The following is a 21,094-nucleotide window of genomic DNA, read 5'->3' on the forward strand; positions in this document are numbered from 1 at the left end:
TTCTGCCAGTTTCTCGTTTGCCTAGGAGAGGATTAATAAACCCGCCCTCACCCGGTGATTAATTAATAATTGTTAATTGTCGGGGCGGGTTCTGCTAGTTTATCGTTTCCCAACCGGAGGATTAATCAACTCGCCCTCACCCGGTGATTAATTAATAATTGATAATTGTCGGGGGGTTCTGCTAGTTTATCGCCTCCCAACCGGAGGATTAATCAACCCGCCCCCAGCCAGTGATTAATTAATAATTGATAATTGTAGGGGCGGGTTCTGCTAGTTTATCGCCTCCCAACCGGAGGATTAATCAACCCGCCCCCAGCCAGTGATTAATTAATAATTGATAATTGTAGGGGCGGGTTCTGCCAGTTTATCGCCTCCCAACCGGAGGATTAATAAACCCGCCCCCAGCCAGTGATTAATTAATAATTGATAATTGTAGGGGCGGGTTCTGCCAGTTTCTCGTCTCGCCACCAGAGAATTAATAAACCCGCCCCCAGCCAGTGATTAATTAATAATTGATAATTGTAGGGGCGGGTTCTGCCAGTTTCTCGTTTGCCTAGGAGAGGATTAATAAACCCGCCCTCACCCGGTGATTAATTAATAATTGATAATTGTAGGGGCGGGTTCTGCCAGTTTCTCGTCTCGCCACCAGAGAATTAATAAACCCGCCCCCAGCCAGTGATTAATTAATAATTGATAATTGTCGGGGGGTTCTGCTAGTTTATCGCCTCCCAACCAGAGAATTAATAAACCCGCCCCCAGCCAGTGATTAATTAATAATTGATAATTGTCGGGGGGTTCTGCTAGTTTATCGCCTCCCAACCGGAGGATTAATCAACTCGCCCTCACCCGGTGATTAATTAATAATTGATAATTGTCGGGGCGGGTTCTGCCAGTTTCTCGTCTCGCCACCAGAGGATTAATAAACCCGCCCCCACCCGGTGATTAATTAATAATTGATAATTGTAGGGGCGGGTTCTGCCAGTTTCTCGTCTCGCCACCGGAGGATTAATAAACCCGCCCTCAGCCAGTGATTAATTAATAATTGATAATTGTAGGGGCGGGTTCTGCCAGTTTCTCGTCTCGCCACCGGAGGATTAATAAACTCGCCCCCAGCCAGTGATTAATTAATAATTGTTAATTGTCGGGGGGTTCTGCTAGTTTCTCGTTTCCCAACCGGAGGATTAATAAACTCGCCCTTTGGGGAGAGAGGGATAATGGCGTGGGGTGTAAATCCACTGCTGGTTTTGGTTTTGGTTAATGATGCGAGTTTGGCTGTTTCCAATTAAAATTATGGTTCGCATATCGGCATCTTGAGCGGTTAATTGTTCGAGTATTTTGACGGTGACGGTTTCTCCTTTTCTGCCTAAATTTCGGGCTAAGATAATGGGAGTTTGGGGAGACCTCCACTTTAATAATATCTGTTTTGCTTGGTCAAGTTGCCAGGTTCTTTGTTGAGAAACAGGGTTATAAAATGCCATGGCTAAATCGGCTTTGGCGGCTAATTCAATGCGGTTGATAATGACATCCCAGGGTTTGAGAATATCTGATAGGGAAATGACGCAGAAATCGTGTCCTAATGGTGCGCCAACTCTGGCGGCGGCGGCTTGCATGGCGGAAATACCTGGACAGACCTGGATAGCGATCGCCTCCCATTCTGGTTTGGCTTTGGTTTCTAATACTTCAAATACCGCTGAAGCCATGGCGTAAATGCCTGGATCGCCGGAAGAAATTAGCACCACTGAACGCCCTTTAGCGGCTAAATTTAAGGCAGTCTCCGCCCTCTTTAATTCTACCCTATTATCAGATTCATGGCGGATAATTTCGGGTTTTCTTAAAAATTCAACTAGGTCTAAATAGGTTTTATAACCTACCCAATCACTAGCATTTTCTAAGACCTCGCGAACTTGGGGAGATAGCCAATCATGGCTTCCGGGTCCGGTGCCAATTATGGCTAATTTACCGGTGATTTCTGGTGAACTCTCTAACTGATAAATTAAGCGATCGCCCCTAGGCTGAAGAGTGTCTATATCTGCTTTATCTACGATTTCAATAGTCAATTTTCCCTGTTCATCAAAGGGCAATTTACTATTTTGTAACCAGGGTGCATCTCCGAGCAATTTAACTTGTTCTCCCGCCAACAAATCGGAAATAAAGGTTTTGGCATCATCAGGATTAATCAATTGATAACCCTTGGGGGGAGATAATAAAGCCGTTTTAAATCTAATTTCTCCTGTGGTGGTAATAGCTGGAGAAACCTGCAAGAATTGGGCAATTTTACGCGCCAAATCATTAACCCCTTGTAAACCCCCTAAAAGTGGCACGACGGCGCTACCATCTTCAGCCACAGCTAAAACGGGAGGTTCCTGCCATTTATTGATTAATAATGGTGCTAAAGTGCGAATTAAAATCCCCGCCGCACAAATGCCAATAATGGGGGTTCCTGTTTGGAAGAGTTCCCGCACGGTATCCCCAAAATTATCATAGGTTAAATCAGCCGACTGGGTGCGTTTTGGGGAACCATAGATAATCCCATTACCTAGGGCTTTTTGGATGTTCTTAGCCACATCAAGACTATTTTCGGTTAAAACAATAATGGCTGGTTGGTTCATAACTTAGGGGGAATTAAGGGTTAATTCGGGGTTATTTGGGCAGGTTATGACTAGGTACTAAAATTAATGACCAGTAGGTAACTGAGTTATGGTCAACTTCTGTAATGGGGATAATTGCCTGATTTTTCCAAGTAGCGCGTTCGATATATAAAGCCCTTTGTAGTAGTCCTAAATCTGCCAAAATTTGATAAACTTTAGCAAAATGCCGACCTAATTTCATAATGGCGGCTGCATCAGCTACCGAGAGGCGATCGCGTAATATATCCGCCTCTAATGTAGCCGGAAGAATGGTAAAGACATCATTGCGATAAGTTATCGGTACTCCCAACATAGCCGCACTAGCCATCACTGAAGAAATCCCAGGTATGACCTCAATTGAAAACCGCCCTGATAAGCGATTAAAAATGTACATAAACGTACCATAAAGCATCGGATCTCCCAGACACAAAACCGCCACATCTTTCCCCTGGCTGAGATGTTCGGCAATTTTTTCCGCCCCGATATCATAATAAGGCTGTGACGATCGCTGCACACTAAAGGGTAGGGGGATAGGAATTTCGATCTGATCAGGGGAGATAAAATCGGCGACGATCGCCCTAGCTAAAACCTTGCCATTTTCCAAACTGGGATAGGCAATGACGGGAACAGTTGTTAAAATACGATGTGCTTTTAAAGTTAGTAATTCCGGATCTCCCGGACCAATTCCCAACCCATAAAGTCGCCCTAATTTAGTCATAATTCATTTTCCTTTGCTAACGCATTTACTGCCGCCGCTGCGATCGCACTCCCACCGCGCCGCCCATGGAGTGTCATAAATGGAATACCACGGCTATTAGATGCCAATTCAAGTTTCGACTCTGCCGCGCCGACAAAGCCGACCGGAAACCCTAAAATCAGTGCAGGTTTCACTAAACCATCATCCAACATTTCCAGCAGGTGAAAGAGGGCAGTCGGTGCATTACCAATGGCTACCACTGCGCCTTGTAAATTATCCCCCCATAACTCCAATGCTGCCGCCGACCGAGTATTATTAATCTGGCGAGCGATATTAGGGACATCTGGATGATTTAGGGTACAAATAATCGGGTTATTTTTAGGTAAGCGTTTTTTAGTAATTCCCCTAGCCACCATCATGGCATCACAAAAGATGGCTTTTCCCTGTTGTAGTGCCTCCCGTCCGACTTTAACGGCATTTTCTGAGGCTTGTAAATCTCCGACAATATCCGTCATTCCGCAGGCATGAATTAACCTAACTGCTACATGAGATAAATCATCTGATAAACCTTGAAAGTTGGTTTCATCCCGAATTATTCCAAAGGATTTCTGATATATTTGGTTGCCGTCACGCAGGTAGTCTATCATCAGCAAATTTGCAGGTAATTAGTGATTAATTAAGTGGGCGATTTTGGGTCAAAAAATTAGCTAAAAATTCGGGTATTTCGGTAAATACTCCCTCAAAAATTTTTTGTTTTAAGGATTGTTCACCATCCCCAAGATACACTTGGTAGCCTTCGATAGTTTTCCCATTTTGATTAATTGTATGCCCTAAAAGGGTGATTTCTGCGGGACTGGGTTGAGCGCAAAATTTAGGGCAACCAGTTACATGAATATTAATAGGAGTATCTAAATTTAATCGCTGGTGGAGATATTCTGCTAATTGGGAAGCGTGAGTTTGAGTGTGGGTAAGTGATGCGGCACAGCCAGGCTTACCACCACAAGCAGCGATCGCCACTTGATTTGACTCAATTTCCGCGAAGCCTAATAAAGATAGTTTCGGCAATAATTGGCTGATTTGTTGATGGGGAATATCTGGCATTATAATTGTTTGCCAAGGGGTTAATCTTAACTCGGCATTACCAAAGGTTTCTGAAAGTTCTACTAATCCTAACCATTGTTGTGCATTAATTTGTCCTAGGTGTAATGATATCCCAATATAACACAATTCGGCGTTTTTTTGGGGATAAATTCCTAAATGATGATAGGGTTGGCTGGGGGTAGGTTCAGCGGACAATATCGGCAAGGGCTGGGTTAGTTGGCTGTTGACTTGCTGGATATATGTATCTAATCCTAGATGGTCAATTAGCTGTTTCATCCGAGGCTTTTTCCCGGTATCTAAGGGGTTGTTTCGGACATACTCCCCATAGACATTAATAAGGGTAGCGACTACAGATAAACATTGTTCTGGCGTGATGACAAGTTGGGTATTATATAGCTTTTTATCTCCGGCGATCGCCAACTGAAAATTAATGCTATTATTCCCATCATCTACCGAGATCGCATTAAGCTGAATCTCATTATATCGATGTTCCCAAGCCACCGGAGAACGGATACCAATTCCCACAGTCCCCCCCCCATCAACTCCGATGCTAAACTTAGGACTAAGTTCGCCAATTAACGGGTGATTTTGAATCAGATTATCCAGGGCTTTAATCAGGGGACTAGTATCAATTAACTCCTGGCTATCAATTCCCGCCGTCGGACTACCCATAATATTGCGTAGGTGGTCTATGTGGGGATTTTGAGCAGCTAAATTTAATTTTTGCAGCATCTCAAAAACGGCGCTAGTTGGTGGTTTTTGCACTCCCCGAATTTGTAAATTAGCGCGATTAGTTACTTGTAGCGTCCCTCCCCACTCCGTTAATAAATAACCCAATAATTTACCCTGTTTACTATTAATTAATCCGCCCGGAGTCCGAATGCGGATTAAAAAACCATCCTGGGCGTGGGTTCCATAAAATAGACCCGGACAAACATTTGCTTTAACTAACCAATTCATGGTGATTTGTTTCTCCATGCGACGCAGAGAATGAGCCGCAAAATTAGCTGATTTTGACAACTCATCAATAACTTGTAGTTGGCATTCTGACTCAGAAAATTGTATTACAGTTGCGGCACAGTGTCGGAATCTCACCGAACTTTCCCAACTACAAGCCCAAATACTATATCATGAATACTGGTATTTTAACTATAAATCATGGTCAGCAGGGATTTTTCCCACAAATGGTTATCAATTGTAGGAATTGGGGAAGATGGGTTAGAAGGGTTAAGCGCCACGGCGCGATCGCTTTTATCTATGGCTTCAGTAGTTGTCGGTGGTCAACGTCATTTAGCAATGTTACCCCCGGAGGATAAACGAGAAAAACTCCTCTGGACTTCTCCTCTGGATGAGTCGATCGCAGAAATTATCCGCCGCCGTGGTCAACCCGTCTGTGTTTTAGCTAGTGGCGATCCGATGTGGTATGGTATTGGCGTTACCCTTACCCGTCGCCTACCCCTTGAGGAAATTACTATAATTCCTTCTCCCTCTACATTTAGCCTAATTTGTAGTCGTTTGGGTTGGTCTGTAACCGATGTAGAAACCCTGAGTTTATGTGGTCGTCCCCTGGCTTTATTAAATCGGGTAATTTATGGGGGTGCGCATCTGTTAATTTTAAGTGCTAATCGTCGCACTCCCGCCGCCGTGGCTGAACTCCTAACACATCAAGGATTTGGTGATAGTTTAATCGTGGTGTTGGAACATTTGGGAGGCAAAAAAGAGAGACAAATTTCGGGTATCGCTTCCTCTTGGGATGTTGACGAAGTGGCTGATTTAAATGCGATCGCCGTAGAGTGTATTAGTTCTAATCCCGTTAACTTTTCCCCTAGTTTCCCGGGACTTCCTGACAGCGCCTACCACCACGACGGACAGTTAACTAAACAGGAGGTCCGAGCGATTACTCTCAGTCGATTATCTCCCCTACCGGGACAACTTTTATGGGATGTCGGTGCAGGTTGTGGGTCCATTGGTATTGAGTGGATGAGAAGCGATCGCCGTTGTCAAAGTATCGCCATAGAACAGCATCCCAGACGCTTAGAATATATTGCTGATAATGCCACAGCTTTAGGGACTCCAGACCTGCAAATAATAGCCGGAAAAGCACCCGAATCATTAATTAATTTACCTTCCCCTGATGCCATTTTTATTGGTGGTGGTATTACCACCCCAGGTCTATTAGAAACCTGTTGGAAAAAATTGCGATCGGGAGGTCGTCTAGTGGCTAATACAGTCACAGTTGAGAGTGAGTTACTTCTGTTACAATGGCATAATAAATTCGGGGGTGAACTTACCCGAATTGGCATTGAAAGAACTGCAGCCATTGGCAATTTTTTAGGCTGGAAACCCTTAGCTACTGTCACTCAATGGTCAGTGCTGAAACCATAACTAAAAAGGCGGTTTATTGTTGGTGTAACCAAGCGATCGCCGACTCAATATCAGCCACTGTTTCCCCCATAGGAATGGGAGGACGTTGCACCATAACCACAGGTAATTTCAACTCTCGCGCCGCCACAATTTTGGCGTAGGTAGCATCACCGCCGCTATTTTTACTAACAATTGCACCCAGTTGATATTCCCGTAAAATTGACAGTTCATCTACCACCGAAAACGGCCCCCTTTGTAACAATAATTCCCCCCTAGGTATAGGTAAATTCGGCTGAGGTGGGTCAATCATCCGCATTAAAAACCAGATATCTTTTAGTTCAGCATAGGCGGAAAGTTCCTGACGACCAATAGTTAAAAATACCCGTTCAGCTAACCCTGATAAAACCATAGTAGCCTGTGAGTGACTATCCACCTCAACCCAGTTATCGCCGGGGACTTTTTCCCAAGCCGGACGGACAACCATTAACCGTTTAATTCCACATTCATTAGCTGCTATAGCCGCATGGTCAGAAATTTGGGCAGCAAAGGGGTGGGTAACATCAATTAAAATATCAATTTTTTGTTGTTTTAAATAGTCGATTAAACCCTGAACACCGCCAAAACCCCCAATCCGAAAAGCCGCCGGGTCTTTCGGGGTAACTGGCTGTTGAGTGCGACCCGCAAAAGAAGCGATCGCCTCTATATTCGCCATAGTTTGAACCCTATCATATAGGGCTGTCGCTTCCGCCGTTCCTCCCAAAATCAAGATTTTTTTACAGTAATTACTCATCCAAATTAATAGGTTAAGATTAGCCCGATAAACCCCAGCAAAAACCAGGTTTTCTATGGGAATTCCAGACAGACTTAACCATCAATTCCATAAAAAACCCAGTTCTTGACTGTCAGAATTATCTACAGACCAGATAAAACTTCCCGCGCCGCCGCCAGAGTTTGATCAATATCTTCCTCAGTATGCACAAAAGAAGTAAAACCAGCCTCAAATTGTGAAGGAGCCAAATAAATACCCCGTTCTAACATACCTCGATGGAAGCGACCAAACTTCGCCAAATCCGACTTTTTAGCATGATCATAATTATGAACAGGTCCCTCCGTAAAAAAGAACCCAAACATCGCGCTAATTTGCCCACCACAGGCTGCATGACCTGTTTCTTTAGCAATTTCCAATAAGCCATTACTCAGCTTTTTGGTAATTTGGTCGAGATATTCATAAGTCCCCGGCTTTTGCAATAGTTCCAGAGTCTTAATTCCCGCCGTCATGGCTAGGGGATTTCCTGATAGGGTTCCCGCTTGGTACATAGGACCTGCTGGCGCGACCATAGCCATAATATCCTGACGACCGCCATAGGCTCCCACAGGTAAGCCACCACCGATAATTTTACCCAAAGTAGTTAAATCTGGGGTAACACCAAATTTTTCTTGAGCGCCACCGTAAGCAATGCGGAAGCCAGTCATCACCTCATCAAATACCAGTAAAGCGCCATTTTCCTCGGTCAGCATCCGCAAACCTTCCAGGAAACCCGCATCAGGAGGAATAAAGCCAGAGTTGCCTACAACGGCTTCTAGGATGATACCTGCGATTTGACCTGGATTTTCCGAAAATAGTTTTTTGACCGCTTCTAGGTCATTGTAGGGGGCGGTGAGAGTGTTTACAGTCACATTTTTAGGTACGCCGGGAGAATCGGGTAAGCCGAGAGTCGCCACACCCGATCCGGCTTTGACTAGGAACATATCCGCGTGGCCGTGGTAGCAGCCCTCAAATTTGATGATTTTTTCGCGACCCGTAAAGGCTCGCATTAGTCGCAGTACGGACATACAGGCTTCCGTACCAGAGTTAACAAACCTTACCATTTCGATGCTGGGAACAGCGTCGATCACCATTTCCGCTAAAACGTTTTCTAGAGCGCAGGGTGCGCCGAAACTGGTCCCTTTTTCTAGCGCTTCGTGGAGAGCGGCGATTACTTCTGGGTGAGCATGACCGCAAATAGCTGGCCCCCAAGTGCCAACATAGTCAATATATTGGTTCCCGTCAACGTCCCAAACGTATGCTCCTTTGACGCGATCGAAAACTATGGGTTGACCGCCAACGGATTTGAATGCACGCACTGGGGAGCTAACCCCCCCTGGCATGATTTTTTGGGCGGCGCTAAAGATTTCCTCAGATTTTGTTGTTTTTAATGGGGTGCTTACCACTTTAATCTCCTTATGCTTAATATGTTTGGATGCTGTGGTGCCAAATTTGCTAACGGTGAGACACAAAATGATATTCTAAACAGTAGTGGTGTTTTTTATGACATTTAGTGGAGTTATGGCAGCCGGGAAACCCCCAGAATTGGGGAATCTGATTGATATTGATAAAATTCGTTACGATGATCAGGGCCTGGTAGCGATCGCCATTCAGGATATCTTAAATGGTGGGGTTTTGGCTTTGGGGTCGATGAACCGGGAAGCACTACAGAAAACCCTCGCGACTCAACAACTGTGGTGGGTTCAACAGTCACAGATTGAACTTTGGCATCCTGATATTATACTGGAGTCCATTAGCTATGACTACCGGGGCAATTTTCTGGTGGCTGGGGTTGCCTATTGTCCCTCGGAGTTAAATGGCTCTGGTGGACATACCTTGGCGGGTTTGTTTCGGGTAATTTGCGATCGCCGAGATCATCCAAATTCCCAATCCTATACCTGTCAGTTATTCGCCGGGGGAGATAATAAGATTCTCAAGAAAATCGGAGAAGAGGCGGCGGAAGTAGTTATGGCTTGTAAGGATGATGAGCCGCAGGCGATCGCCTCAGAAGTAGCCGATTTATTTTATCATTCCCTGGTGGCTCTGGCTTATCATCAGGTGGATTTACGGAAAGTTTATGAACAGTTAGAAGCACGTCGTCAATGAGTAAATTAACTCCGATTTCCTTAACGGTTCATTATATTAATGGGGAGTCCTACGAGTTTGAGTTTATGCCTCAGCAAACTTTGCAGGGTAGCGCTGTCAGTCCTCTGCAACAGATTTTGGGTTCCCATGAAATTATTATAGAGTTGGAGGATCGTTTGTTAGTAATTCCCATGGAAAATATACAGGCGATCGAGATTTCTCCACCCCCTAGCATTTTACCGGATACGGCTATTCGTAATGCTCAACAGGTGGATTAATGGAGTATTTGGCGACCTCTATTTGGGGTCATTTTCGGCTAGGACATCCCCCGCGATTTTGGCTTTAATTTGGTCAATAAAGGCTTGATGATCTATAATAGGTTTGGGGATGTAACCATCAGCGCCACTTTGGGCTAAGAAATATTCGCGATCGCTTTCATCCCCTTGGGCGGTCACCAAAATCACTGGTAAATTAGCAGTTTCAGGATTAGCTTTGAGCATTTGGGTAATTTTAATGCCATCAATGGGTTGACCCTCATAATAACTATTGTTTAGATAAATATCCATCAAAATCAGATCAGCTTGTTTAGAGGTTGCCATATTGATCACAGTTTCCACATCCTCAGTATGACAGGCAAGCATCCCACCTTTACGGGTGATAATTCTTTTAAATATCTGCCAATTAATCGGATTATCTTCAACTACTAAAACAGTTTTCATATTTTCACCCTCATTTGCAGAATTATAGTGACTCAACATACAGGCTATATGATTAGCATCTTCTATTCCACTGATTCTGTCGATCGCAATAAGTTCAGGATTTTCAGGTGATGGCTATGGTATCTGATGCCCATTTAGAGGCGAAAAGGATGGAAAAGTTCAGGACAATTGAATTCCTTATCTAGTATAGCAGTGGTATCGGTTGTTGATGTGACCGCTAAGATACTTAATCAACAGAGTTTTTCAATGGATAAATCATATTTCATCTGAGAATATGCTCCTCGCCCTCGAAAACTGCCGTTTATGGGACTAGCATATTCAGGAATAGCACTAGAAACCAGGGCGATATTGCGATCGCTGATAGCTAAATTCTGAGTCGGGTCATAACCCCGCCATCCCCCCCCCGGAAGATAAACCTCAGCCCAGGCGTGAAGATGGCGATCGCTATTATTTAGGTCCCCTTCCTGGTAGCCACTAACAAACCGAGTGGCCAAACCCATGGCCCGACAAGCCTCCATAAACAAAACCGTCAGATCTCGACAGGAACCCGCTTGCTGTCTCCAAGTAATCCCAGGGGGGAAAGCCGCCCCAGTTTCCCGAATAGTATAGCGACAAGTCCGATAAATGCGTTGATTTAAATCACTTAAAAACGTGAGAATCTCCCCCCGGGAACCATGCCAAATTTCTTGGGCCAATTGCACAGCCGCCGGGTCAACTCTGCCTTCTATATAAGGCTGTAAATGCCTTAAAATCGGTGCGGGATAGTCAGCGATCGGCAATTTCATCGCCCAAGGTTCCAGCAAATAGTTAAAGGGGTTATGACAATGAGTTTCTACTTGGGAACTGACTTTAATCTTTAATTCTTTCGTCGGTTCATCAAACCACAATTTCAGGACATCATTACCATTGAGGTCAACAATTGCCGAAATTCCTTTAGGTTCGGGAACCACATCAATAGCAAAATCCTGTAGAGTCTGAAAGGCATCTGAACGGGGTCGTAACCTGACGATATGGGGGGTTAATTCTACATACTTAGTATAAGTGTATGTAGTGGTATGAGCAATCTGATAAATCATCACTGTGTCCGGGGTATTTCAACGAGCAATAGGGCTGACGAGGTACAGCCGCACCCCACCTACCAGTTAGTAGGAATAGGTGGGGAAGGAGAGAGGAATACTTATGTCAATGTCAACCTACTTGACTTTGACTGACTGTCTCCGGTATAGGTTCCAGGGCAAAAAATGTTTCAAACATTCTCTCTTGAATCCCATTAACCCGGGTTTGCAAATTATCGAGAAATTCATGTAATCCTCGATTCATAATCTCATCAATCATGATATAGTCCAACTCCGATCGCAAACGTCCCAACTCCAGGTCTACAGGATTTTTCCAAGTTCCCGGTCTAGTTCCGGTAATATGTTGAAGCGATCGCTCTGCCTGTAGTATGCAATACTGAATCGAGCGCGGAAATTCCCGATCCAAAATCAAAAATTCTACCACACCAAAAGGGGTAATCCGGTGTTGTCTGCGTTTACGATACATCTCATAAGCACTAGCAGATTTCAGCAAAGCGATCCACTGAATTTCATCTAATGTAGTTCCGACATCCTCCACAGAAGGCAGCAAAATAAAATACTTAACATCCAGAATCCGAGAAGTTTTATCAGCCCTTTCTAGCATTCTGGCCATACGTCCAAAATGCCAGCCCTCATTGTGAGTCATAGTCGCATCCATAACCCCAGCAAATAAATGGGCTTGCTGCTTCACCTGATTAAAAAACTCTGGCAAATAATAGGAACTATCTCCCATAGCAGCATCGCGCACCATCATATAGAACTCATTGACCTGTTCCCACATTTCCGAGGAAATAATTTCCCGGACAGAGCGCGCATTTTGTCGCGCCAACCGCAGACAAGATAAAATCGAGTTAGGATACTGATTATCAAAAGTCAGGAATTGAATCACATTTTCAGCGGTCGCCTCTCCGTAGCGTTCTTTAAACAGTTCTAAATCCCCAGTAGTTAACACCAAAGGTCGCCATTGTTGCTTCATTCCCGAGGGAGAATCCAACAACAAATTTTGGTTAACATCAACAAACCGGGCAATATTTTCGGCCCTTTCTATATAGCAATTCAGCCAATAGATAGAATCAGCAACACGACTGAGCATAGTTTTTTCGACTCAAAATGTAACGACAATTGTGGCTAACAAAGTTACCGCCAAGATTAGAATAAAACCCAAGTATCCTTACTGCCGCCCCCTTGGGAAGAGTTCACCACCAAAGAACCTTTTTTCATAGCCACGCGGGTCAAGCCGCCTGGATGAACATAAACCCCTTGAGGACCGTAAAGGATATAGGGTCGTAAATCGACATGACATCCCTCAAAGCTATCGCCTAGCAGGGTAGGAACGCGGGATAAAGAAAGGGTAGGTTGAGCGATATAATTGCGGGGGTTCGCCTTAATGCGTCCAGCAAACTCTAGTCGTTCTTCTTCTGTGGCTTGAGTCCCAACTAGCATCCCATAGCCACCAGCTTCGTTAGCGGCTTTAACGACTAATTTATCAAGGTTAGCCACCACATATTCAAGTTGCTGAGGTTCCCAACATAGGTAAGTAGGAACATTAGCCAAAATCTGATCTTCTCCCAGATAGTAGCGAATCATCTGGGGGACATAGGCATAAATTACCTTATCATCAGCGACACCGGTACCCAAAGCATTAGCCAGCGCGACGCGACCATTGCGATAGACCTCAGTGATACCAGGAACTCCTAAAAGTGATTCAGGATTAAAGGTCAGGGGGTCAATAAAGGTATCATCAATGCGGCGGTAAATGACATCAACCCGCCGTAAACCTTTTGTGGTTCGCATTTGCACATAACCATCTGCTATCACCAAATCCCGTCCTTCCACCAATTCTACTCCCATTTGTTGGGCGAGGAAAGAATGTTCAAAATAGGCAGAATTATAAATCCCCGGAGTCAGAACCACCACGGTCGGGTCATCGATGTGGGAAGGGGCTAAATTCAGCAGGGTATCTAGGAGATGACTGGGATATTCATCAACGGGTTGAATCCCTAGGGTAGCGAAGATTTGGGGAAAGGTGCTTTTCATTACCCGGCGGTTTTCCAGAACATAGGAAACCCCAGAGGGACAGCGTAGGTTATCTTCTAAAACATACCATTGACCATCGCGATCGCGTACTAAATCCGTCCCCGTGATATGACACCAAATATTTTTAGGGGCTTCAATTCCCATACAGGGTTTAAGAAAGCCTTTAGATGAGTTAATCAAATCTTCAGGAATCACACCATCTTTGACTATTTTCTGATCACTGTAAATGTCAGATATAAACAAATTGAGAGCCTGAATTCTCTGGATTAGTCCTCGTTCTAAATACGCCCATTCCTGCGCGGAAACAATACGAGGAATCATATCAAAGGGCAAAATCCTCTCGGTCCCCTCACTATCGCTATAAACGTTAAACGTTGCCCCTAGTTTCATCATGGCGGTTTTCGCCGCCTGTTGTCGCATCCTAATTTCTTCTGGGGACAGGGAATTAAGCCTATCTATTAACAGTTTGCCTTCGGGTCTCGGTTCCCCTGGAGAGGCAAATAGTTCATCGTAGAAATCACCTGGATCGTAAGAATCAAATAGCACAAATTGTAGCCCCAACTGCTCTAACACCTCTGATGATAAGGGGCTGAGTCCGTCCGGGAACTGTAGTTAATGATACCAACTGGTTAACCCCAAGTTAGTGGTGTTTTTTGTCGGATCCAATTATACCATACAACGGGTCACAGTTACAGTACAATTTCCTGGCCCCTATTGGTAAAGTGGACTTGTTGGATTTGCCAAACGGGGTTGCTAGTTAGGGTTTGGCGTAAACTACCGAACAGCGCTAGTTGTTCACAGGAGGACAGGGAGGTAAACACGCGGGGGCTATTGCTGGGAACCCGAAAATCTATGGTGATGGTATGCTGATGGCGGATAATTCGATACCCCAAGGAAAAGTCGGCGGATTCCTGGTTGTCTAAAACCTGCTTGACTGCCAATTCTAGGGACTGTTCCGCCGGAAGTGTAATGCTTCTTGGTACTAGGTTTTGACAGGTGCTGTCGGCTTGATAAAGGGTGACTGGGATAGTGTTTGCTGTGGGGACGGTGGGTTCTTTTAGGGGCGGCGGCACGGGAGGGGTTTCTGGTTTGCTTTGGGCGCTGCTGGTTTGGGGGTCGGGTTGGTTGATGGGGGTTTCGGAACTTTCCTCAACGGGGACACTACAGCTTGTCAAGGCGACAATCATCACTGTAGTCAAAACAGGGGGTAACAAATGTTGGATACTAATCATGGCTGGTATATGGGTATGGGGTATAGTTAATCATTCAAGGCTAAAAGGCTTGACTCCGAATAGCAGTCACCTGTCCCCGTTCTCCGGCGCGATCGATAAATATTTCTTGAATGAGGCTAAATGGTTACGACAAACTGGAATCGCCGACATATCCTATCTCTGGCTGATTTCACTGCTGCTGAATATGATACGGTTTTGCAAACTGCTGCTAGTTTCCGGGAGGTTCTCGGACGTAGGACTAAAAAAGTCCCGGCTTTACAGGGTCAGGTGGTGGCTAATTTGTTCTTTGAACCTTCGACCCGGACTCGCAATAGTTTTGAATTGGCGGCGAAACGTCTGTCGGCGGATACGTTGAATTTTGCGCCGGGGACTTCTTCGCTGACTAAGGGTGAAACTATCTTGGATACGGCTAAAACTTATTTGGCTATGGGAACGGATATGATGGTGATCCGACATCGTGAAGCGGGGGTTCCTTTGGCGATCGCCTCGGAGATGGATCGCCTTAATACTCAGGTGGCGATTTTGAATGCGGGAGATGGTCAACATGAACACCCATCCCAGGGATTATTGGATTTGTTTACTATTTGTCGGGTTTTTGACCCGGAAAATCCCCGCCTGGATTTATTGCGGGGTAAGAAAATTGCGGTGGTTGGGGATATTTTGCATTCTCGGGTGGCGCGGTCTAATATCTGGAGTTTGACGGCTACGGAAATGGAGTTGCATTTAGCTGGTCCGCCGACTTTGCTACCTAAATGGTTTGCGGGGTTGGGTAGCGATCGCCCGGGAAAATTGTTTTTACATTGGAGTTTAGATGAGGCTCTGGCTGATGCTGATTTTGTCATGACTTTGCGCTTGCAAAAAGAACGGATGACTAATTATTTATTGCCGAGTCTGCGAGAGTATCATCAACTCTATGGGATGACTACAGAACGCTTAAAGTTATGTCGTCCTGATGTCAAAATTCTCCATCCCGGTCCGGTTAATCGCGGTGTGGAAATTAGTTCGGAGTTGATGGATAATCCCGATCGCAGTTTGATTTCTCAGCAAGTTACTAACGGTATTGCGGTCAGGATGGCTTTATTATATTTGATTGGTGTCGGTAAGGGAGGATAGACGACGGGTGCAGGTATTTCCAGACCCTCAACAGTTACAAATGGCTATGGATGCGATCGCTCAATTTGAGGCCTCTCCTGTTCCTGGGGTCTGGCTAGGCTTGGATCGGGAACAGGTGATTAGTGAAATGCGATCGCGCCTTCAAAACCCCTTTAGTCTCAGTCAGGGAGGACAGCCTTTTTGTGGTCCGGCGGTGATTATTTTTGAACTGATTAGACATCACCCCCAACAATATGTCAAAATTTGCCGTAACTTGTTTCAACTCGGCGGCTTTCATACCCTCAAAAATACCTGGATTTCTGCCTCGGAACGTCTGCGAAATACCCACGGCAACTTTCTGATGCCTCAAGCTGATTGGATGCTACTTTCTACCCTGCGAGAATCTCAAAATTTATGGCTTCCTATTGAGCCTAATGCGCCGGATATTCTCCGTAACTTGGCGGGAATTACTAAGCCCTGGGAAATTGTGGGATGGACTCAGGAACTTCTCGGCTTTGCTGATGTTAATTTCACCAAACCTTATTTATTTGGTCATCTCCAAGCTATGGAAAATGCCACTGCTGTTTTAGACCAAGGTGGGGTGGTGTTGGCTTTGATAAATGCTGAGGCTTTACTCAAAAATAAGCCGCCTTTAATACCTTATCCTAGTCATTGGGTGGCGGTGGTCAGTGCTATGGATTTCACTGATACTAATTCTCCCCAATTAATTGATTTTCAAGTTTACAGTTGGGGTCAAAAAATGCGGGTTACAGCTACTCCTCAAGCCTTCTCCCTCCACTTCTGGGAAGCTATTACCGCACAACCATTATAAGGCGATCGCATCGGTGGATTTAACTAGATTAATTCCGGCGGCAGAAAACCTTTGAAATGCGGCTTCTGCGGCTTCTGTGAAATCGACTACACCTGGAACTATTACCGGAGAAGTACAATCTTCTAACACATAAACCCGTTGCGCTAAAGTGCGATCGCGATGTTGAATTTCTGTCAGTAAATCCTCCACAGTCCAGGCGACACAGTGACTCTTAGCTTGACCCGCAATAAATAGCAGATCAAAGTTCAGCAGTTTCTCAATTAGTCCCTGATTTTTGTTCCCAATACTCACGCCATTACTAGCTACTAAAACCTCTGGCTTTAGAACCGAATAATTTTCCGTGAGGGGATGTTGACCTTTGAATTCTAGGTGAGTTTGACTGTAACGGGCGATATTATGAAAAAATAGGGCTTCTTCTACTCCTGAAACTAAAGCATGACTAATACCGCCCACCATACCATGATAGGGCCAAATCGTGAGAGGATAGCGCCCCCCTTCCGTCAATTGATGGGTATAATAGCGGGCGTGTTGTGCTAAAGTTTGTTCATCCCAACCCCTAAAATTTGGGGCGATCGTTGGATTAACCCGCCATCGACCTTTAGCGATATCCTCATCAGTAATAGTCCTTCCCGGTTCGGGATATTCACCACTATCATTCACCCAAAAAATCGGATGAAAAATCTGCATAGCAGTGTGAGTATCTAGGGTGGCTATAATTTCAGTAATCCTCCCCAAATGGCGATAAATAAACTCACATAATCGTTGATTATCTTGTAGCGCACCCCTCACAAATAACTCAAATCCGGGAATACAAAATGTATTCTGAACATCAATTAGTAATAAACCGATTCGTTTAGTATCCCTAGCTGCCGGTTGAATGTCATGTTCTTTGGCCCAAAGCCGTGCCTCTCTCTCCCGCTGCTGATAGGGTACTTTCCACACTTCCTCAAGTTTATGACTATCAAAGAAAACCGGAATCGGCAATTTGTTCATGAAAGCCCCCTAGGATAAGCCCGCACTGCCAGTTTCAGCTCTCCACAATTTAGCCAGACTAAATTTGCATATTGAGCCTATATCTAATAGTAGCATAAACCACATTATATGAGACTTGTAACCCATATTTTTCTTGTAGCCAGCTTTGGACATCACAATAAGTTTTAAAGCCAGAGTCTTGGCGAGTCAGCTTATACTTGAGTTCCTGTAACGCATCCGGGGGAATTTTTTGCCTACGTCCTTTTTTATATTCATTAAAAATTAAACGATCTATTCCACCTTGTTTATAGCGATTTAACCAGCGATGGATCGTAATTCGGTTCACCCCTAATACTACCGCTAATTTAGTAATACTACTAACCTTATTAGACTTGAGCAGATAAAGTGCTTTAACTTTCGCAAACCCCTCAGTTGCTATGGTTTGAGACATTAAACAATTCAGGTCTTCGAGCGTTTCTTGGATTTCCAATTGACGGTATTTCATCTCAATCACTCCAGGCTATGCAAGCCAATCCAATTAATCTTGATGATGATTTGCTAAAAATAAATATTCGATCGCATTAAAAATCACTTAGACCCAGCTATAAACAGTGATCAAATATACTGAATATTCAATCCTCCCTCAATTTTCACTAAGGCTAATGATTAATAATTGCCCTACCATTTAAACCCAGCTTACCAAGATAATCAACTGATTAATAAAATTACCCACAAAACCCACTTTATAAATCTTTTGCCTCCCCCCAAAACCTCCAAAACCCACCTTTTTTTAGGCTACTACCACATCCCAGAATATTTGGACCATCCCCAGATACCCTTGACAAAAAGCTGGCTATGTGCATAAAATAAAAAATTATCATATCTCTACAAAACTTAACAACCTTTAAATTGTGACCAAAAATCCTACTATTTCTAAGTCCCCTCTGAGGCGGTTATTTGAATATGCCGATCGCTATCGTCTGCAAATTTGGCAGGCCAGTATTTGCTCAATTCTCAATAAAATCTTCGACCTAGCGCCTCCGGTTCTCATTGGTGCGGCGGTGGATGTGGTAGTTAATGAACAGGACTCATTTATCGCCGGATGGGGTATTGAAAATGTCCAAAGTCAACTAATTGTTTTATCGATTATCAGTGGCATAATTTGGGGTTTAGAATCCCTATTTGAATATATTTATAAACTACTGTGGCGTAACCTCGCCCAAACCATTCAACATGAACTGCGTTTAGATGCTTATCGACACCTGCAAAATCTGGAGTTATCCTATTTTGAAGAACGCAGCACCGGCAGTTTAATGTCTATCCTGAATGATGACATTAATCAACTGGAAAGATTTTTAGATGTTGGGGCTAATGAAATTCTGCAAGTAGTGACCACAATATTAATTGTCGGCGGTGGTTTTTTCATTATATCTCCCGAAGTGGCTGGGTTGGCTATGCTACCGATGCCGTTTATTGTTGGGGGTTCCATACTGTTTCAAAAAAGGTTAGCGCCCCGTTATGCAGAAGTCCGCGAAAAAGTTGGTTTTCTGAATGGTCAATTGTCTAATAATTTGACGGGTATTACCACCATTAAAAGTTTTACCGCCGAAGAATATGAAGCGGAAAGAATTGGCAAGCAAAGTCAAGGCTATAGACTAGCTAATCGACGTGCGATCGCTTTTTCTGCCGCCTTTATTCCCCTGATTAGATTCTTGATTTTCTTTGGTTTTACTGCCACCTTAATTGTTGGCGGTTTACAAACCATAGAAGGACGGTTAGCAGTAGGCAGCTATAGTGTTTTGGTGTTTATTACTCAGCGTCTGCTGTGGCCTTTAACTCGCCTAGGAGAAACTTTTGACCAATATCAACGGGCGATGGCTTCTACCAATCGGGTGATGAATTTACTAGATACCCCCATTGCTACTCACCCCGGAAATATTGCCTTAAATAGTCAGGAAGTTAGGGGAGAAATTGACATTAAAAATATCACTTTTTCCTATAACCCTCAAATGCCAGTCATTAAAAACCTATCCCTATATATTCCTGCGGGAGATACCATTGCTATTGTCGGGGCTACTGGGTCTGGTAAAAGTACGTTGGTCAAACTGTTATTAAGGTTATATGAAATCCAGTCAGGAACCATTTTGATAGATGGCATAGAATTACAACAAATTAAACTGGAGGACTTACGAAAAGCGATCGGTTTAGTCAGTCAGGATGTGTTTCTGTTTCATGGGACTGTAGCCGAAAATATCGCCTATGGCACTTTTGATGCCAGTTTTGATGAGATTGTTAATGCCGCGAAAGTGGCTGAGGCTGATGGTTTTATCAATAGTTTTCCCCTAGGATATGATACGATTGTGGGAGAAAGAGGTCAGAAACTATCGGGAGGACAGCGACAACGAATTGCGATCGCTCGTGCTGTTTTGAAAAATCCCCCCATTTTGATATTAGATGAAGCGACATCAGCGGTAGATAATGAAACGGAAGCAGCCATTCAGCGATCGCTGGAATACATCACCCAAAATCGTACTACTATTGCGATCGCTCATCGTCTTTCCACTATCCGCAATGCTGACTGTATTTATGTGATGGAAGATGGTCAATTAGTCGAGTGGGGAAGACATGAGGAATTGCTGGAAAAACAGGGAGTTTATAACGGCTTATGGCGAGTTCAGTCGGGCTTGAGGTTGTCACAGTAACCATGACTGCTAGAGAGCAAAATTAAGTCTTGACAAAAATTGATTTTAGATTTAAAATGGGGGTATTGTCGGAAAATGTCCTAAACCATATACCGTTAATTTGGGGGAGGTGATGGTTGTGAAATTAGCAGAAGCCTTAATTTTACGCGCTGATCTGCAGAAGCGAATCGCTCAATTACAACAGCGGTTGTTGCGAACTCTGAAAGTTCAGGAAGGCGAAGAACCTCCCGAAGATCCCCAAGACTTAATGGGGGAGTTAGAAAATCTAAGCGCTGAACTGCTGCGTTTAATTCAGCAAATCAATCGGACTAACTCAGTCACGCAATTAGAGGGAAAATCTCTATCAGATGCTTTAGCAGAAAGGGATACACTCAAACTCAAGCGCAGTGTTTATAAAGCGGCAGTTGAAGCAGCATCAGAACGCTACGATCGCTATACCAGAGGAGAACTGAAAGTATTAACTACGATTAATGTGGCTGAGGTGCAAAAATTGACCGATAGTTTAGCCCAAAATCATCGACAACTAGATACAAAAATTCAGGCTTTAAATTGGGCAACCGATCTAATTGAGACTTGAATAAACCCGGATAATTGTTGGTAGCCAAACCTTCAGAAGCGAGTGTGAACCGCCAACTCGGTAAGTTGGGAACATCAAACAAAAAAAACATGGTTGGATACTGGGCGTATTCTGGGTTCGACTCCCATTACAAATTTTGCCCAGCATTGTAACAAGGTTACAAGAGAAATGTCACA

The 21,094-nt window shown here is 44.2% G+C and carries 23 protein-coding genes and 1 riboswitch; of the genes, 7 read left to right on the plus strand and 16 right to left on the minus strand.

The window, feature by feature from the left end:
• Positions 1-327: 327 nt before the first annotated feature.
• The 7 genes from HFV01_RS15125 to cobG form a co-directional block, all read right to left on the minus strand.
• A complete protein-coding gene (locus tag HFV01_RS15125; protein WP_193520186.1) occupies positions 328-468 on the minus strand; it encodes a hypothetical protein in 141 nt (46 codons plus the stop codon).
• A gap of 126 nt (positions 469-594) precedes the next feature.
• Positions 595-819, minus strand: coding sequence for a hypothetical protein (locus tag HFV01_RS15130; RefSeq protein WP_193521332.1), 225 nt, complete (start codon positions 817-819; stop codon positions 595-597).
• Between the two features lie 38 nt (positions 820-857).
• On the minus strand, positions 858-998 hold the full coding sequence (locus tag HFV01_RS15135; RefSeq protein ID WP_008050385.1) for a hypothetical protein: 141 nt from the start codon (positions 996-998) through the stop codon (positions 858-860).
• Positions 999-1,181: 183 nt separating this feature from the next.
• Positions 1,182-2,609 carry a precorrin-3B C(17)-methyltransferase gene (gene cobJ / locus HFV01_RS15140; protein ID WP_193520187.1) on the minus strand — a complete coding sequence of 476 codons (1,428 nt, stop codon included), beginning with the start codon at positions 2,607-2,609 and terminating at the stop codon, positions 1,182-1,184.
• Positions 2,610-2,640: 31 nt separating this feature from the next.
• A complete protein-coding gene (cobI, locus tag HFV01_RS15145) occupies positions 2,641-3,345 on the minus strand; it encodes a precorrin-2 C(20)-methyltransferase (RefSeq protein WP_006626031.1) in 705 nt (234 codons plus the stop codon).
• Positions 3,342-3,971, minus strand: a complete 630-nt coding sequence (locus HFV01_RS15150) for a precorrin-8X methylmutase (protein ID WP_008050381.1) — start codon at positions 3,969-3,971, stop codon at positions 3,342-3,344. The genes cobI and HFV01_RS15150 overlap by 4 nt, the downstream gene beginning before the upstream one ends.
• A 25-nt stretch (positions 3,972-3,996) precedes the next feature.
• On the minus strand, positions 3,997-5,445 hold the full coding sequence (cobG, locus tag HFV01_RS15155; RefSeq protein WP_228116533.1) for a precorrin-3B synthase: 1,449 nt from the start codon (positions 5,443-5,445) through the stop codon (positions 3,997-3,999).
• An 11-nt stretch (positions 5,446-5,456) separates the two neighbouring features.
• Positions 5,457-5,540: riboswitch (adenosylcobalamin-variant (AdoCbl-variant) riboswitch) on the minus strand.
• Between the two features lie 43 nt (positions 5,541-5,583).
• Here cobG and cbiE point away from each other — a divergent pair.
• Positions 5,584-6,810 carry a precorrin-6y C5,15-methyltransferase (decarboxylating) subunit CbiE gene (cbiE, locus tag HFV01_RS15160; RefSeq protein ID WP_193520188.1) on the plus strand — a complete coding sequence of 409 codons (1,227 nt, stop codon included), beginning with the start codon at positions 5,584-5,586 and terminating at the stop codon, positions 6,808-6,810.
• 13 nt (positions 6,811-6,823) lie between these two features.
• Here the strand turns inward: cbiE and HFV01_RS15165 are convergent, their stop codons facing one another.
• Positions 6,824-7,579 carry a cobalt-precorrin-6A reductase gene (locus HFV01_RS15165; protein WP_006669032.1) on the minus strand — a complete coding sequence of 252 codons (756 nt, stop codon included), beginning with the start codon at positions 7,577-7,579 and terminating at the stop codon, positions 6,824-6,826.
• A gap of 122 nt (positions 7,580-7,701) precedes the next feature.
• The gene (gene hemL, locus HFV01_RS15170) at positions 7,702-9,000 is read right to left on the minus strand and encodes a glutamate-1-semialdehyde 2,1-aminomutase (protein ID WP_193520189.1); all 1,299 of its coding nucleotides are present in this window, start codon (positions 8,998-9,000) and stop codon (positions 7,702-7,704) included.
• A 97-nt stretch (positions 9,001-9,097) separates the two neighbouring features.
• Here hemL and hisE point away from each other — a divergent pair, with 97 nt between their 5' ends.
• Positions 9,098-9,700 carry a phosphoribosyl-ATP diphosphatase gene (gene hisE, locus HFV01_RS15175; RefSeq protein ID WP_006669034.1) on the plus strand — a complete coding sequence of 201 codons (603 nt, stop codon included), beginning with the start codon at positions 9,098-9,100 and terminating at the stop codon, positions 9,698-9,700.
• Positions 9,697-9,957, plus strand: a complete 261-nt coding sequence (locus tag HFV01_RS15180; protein WP_006626038.1) for a hypothetical protein — start codon at positions 9,697-9,699, stop codon at positions 9,955-9,957. Before hisE ends, HFV01_RS15180 begins: the two co-directional genes overlap by 4 nt.
• A gap of 18 nt (positions 9,958-9,975) precedes the next feature.
• On the opposite strand, the gene HFV01_RS15185 is transcribed toward HFV01_RS15180, so the two are convergent.
• The 5 genes from HFV01_RS15185 to HFV01_RS15205 form a co-directional block, all read right to left on the minus strand.
• Complete coding sequence (locus HFV01_RS15185) at positions 9,976-10,398, minus strand: response regulator (protein WP_006669035.1); 423 nt, start codon at positions 10,396-10,398, stop codon at positions 9,976-9,978.
• A gap of 230 nt (positions 10,399-10,628) precedes the next feature.
• The gene (locus HFV01_RS15190; RefSeq protein WP_046321728.1) at positions 10,629-11,474 is read right to left on the minus strand and encodes a transglutaminase family protein; all 846 of its coding nucleotides are present in this window, start codon (positions 11,472-11,474) and stop codon (positions 10,629-10,631) included.
• A gap of 112 nt (positions 11,475-11,586) precedes the next feature.
• Entirely contained in the window at positions 11,587-12,567 is a 981-nt protein-coding gene (locus HFV01_RS15195) for an alpha-E domain-containing protein (protein ID WP_006626041.1), read from the minus strand.
• 56 nt (positions 12,568-12,623) lie between these two features.
• The gene (locus HFV01_RS15200; RefSeq protein ID WP_035760220.1) at positions 12,624-14,057 is read right to left on the minus strand and encodes a circularly permuted type 2 ATP-grasp protein; all 1,434 of its coding nucleotides are present in this window, start codon (positions 14,055-14,057) and stop codon (positions 12,624-12,626) included.
• A 143-nt stretch (positions 14,058-14,200) separates the two neighbouring features.
• On the minus strand, positions 14,201-14,743 hold the full coding sequence (locus HFV01_RS15205; RefSeq protein WP_006626043.1) for a hypothetical protein: 543 nt from the start codon (positions 14,741-14,743) through the stop codon (positions 14,201-14,203).
• A 120-nt stretch (positions 14,744-14,863) separates the two neighbouring features.
• On the opposite strand from HFV01_RS15205, the gene HFV01_RS15210 reads away from it, so the two are divergent.
• Both HFV01_RS15210 and HFV01_RS15215 read left to right on the plus strand, forming a co-directional pair.
• A complete protein-coding gene (locus HFV01_RS15210) occupies positions 14,864-15,856 on the plus strand; it encodes an aspartate carbamoyltransferase catalytic subunit (protein ID WP_006626044.1) in 993 nt (330 codons plus the stop codon).
• A 7-nt stretch (positions 15,857-15,863) separates the two neighbouring features.
• Positions 15,864-16,667, plus strand: coding sequence for a hypothetical protein (locus tag HFV01_RS15215; protein ID WP_006626045.1), 804 nt, complete (start codon positions 15,864-15,866; stop codon positions 16,665-16,667).
• Here HFV01_RS15215 and HFV01_RS15220 read toward each other — a convergent pair.
• Together HFV01_RS15220 and HFV01_RS15225 are read right to left on the minus strand one after the other, a co-directional pair.
• Positions 16,662-17,660 (minus strand): cysteine hydrolase family protein, encoded by a 999-nt coding sequence (locus tag HFV01_RS15220; protein WP_006626046.1) that lies wholly within the window; start codon positions 17,658-17,660, stop codon positions 16,662-16,664. The two genes, HFV01_RS15215 and HFV01_RS15220, sit on opposite strands and share 6 nt — an antisense overlap.
• Before the next feature lie 58 nt (positions 17,661-17,718).
• Positions 17,719-18,144 carry a helix-turn-helix domain-containing protein gene (locus HFV01_RS15225; protein WP_006669038.1) on the minus strand — a complete coding sequence of 142 codons (426 nt, stop codon included), beginning with the start codon at positions 18,142-18,144 and terminating at the stop codon, positions 17,719-17,721.
• 406 nt (positions 18,145-18,550) lie between these two features.
• Here HFV01_RS15225 and HFV01_RS15230 point away from each other — a divergent pair, with 406 nt between their 5' ends.
• A complete protein-coding gene (locus HFV01_RS15230) occupies positions 18,551-20,341 on the plus strand; it encodes an ABC transporter ATP-binding protein (protein WP_006626049.1) in 1,791 nt (596 codons plus the stop codon).
• A gap of 112 nt (positions 20,342-20,453) precedes the next feature.
• Positions 20,454-20,918: a DIP1984 family protein gene (locus HFV01_RS15235; protein WP_006619497.1), complete on the plus strand. Its 465-nt coding sequence runs from the start codon at positions 20,454-20,456 to the stop codon at positions 20,916-20,918.
• The last annotated feature ends 176 nt before the right edge of the window (positions 20,919-21,094 follow it).

Origin of the sequence: Limnospira fusiformis SAG 85.79 (assembly GCF_012516315.1) — a bacterium.
Classification (GTDB): Bacteria; Cyanobacteriota; Cyanobacteriia; order Cyanobacteriales; family Microcoleaceae; genus Limnospira; species Limnospira fusiformis.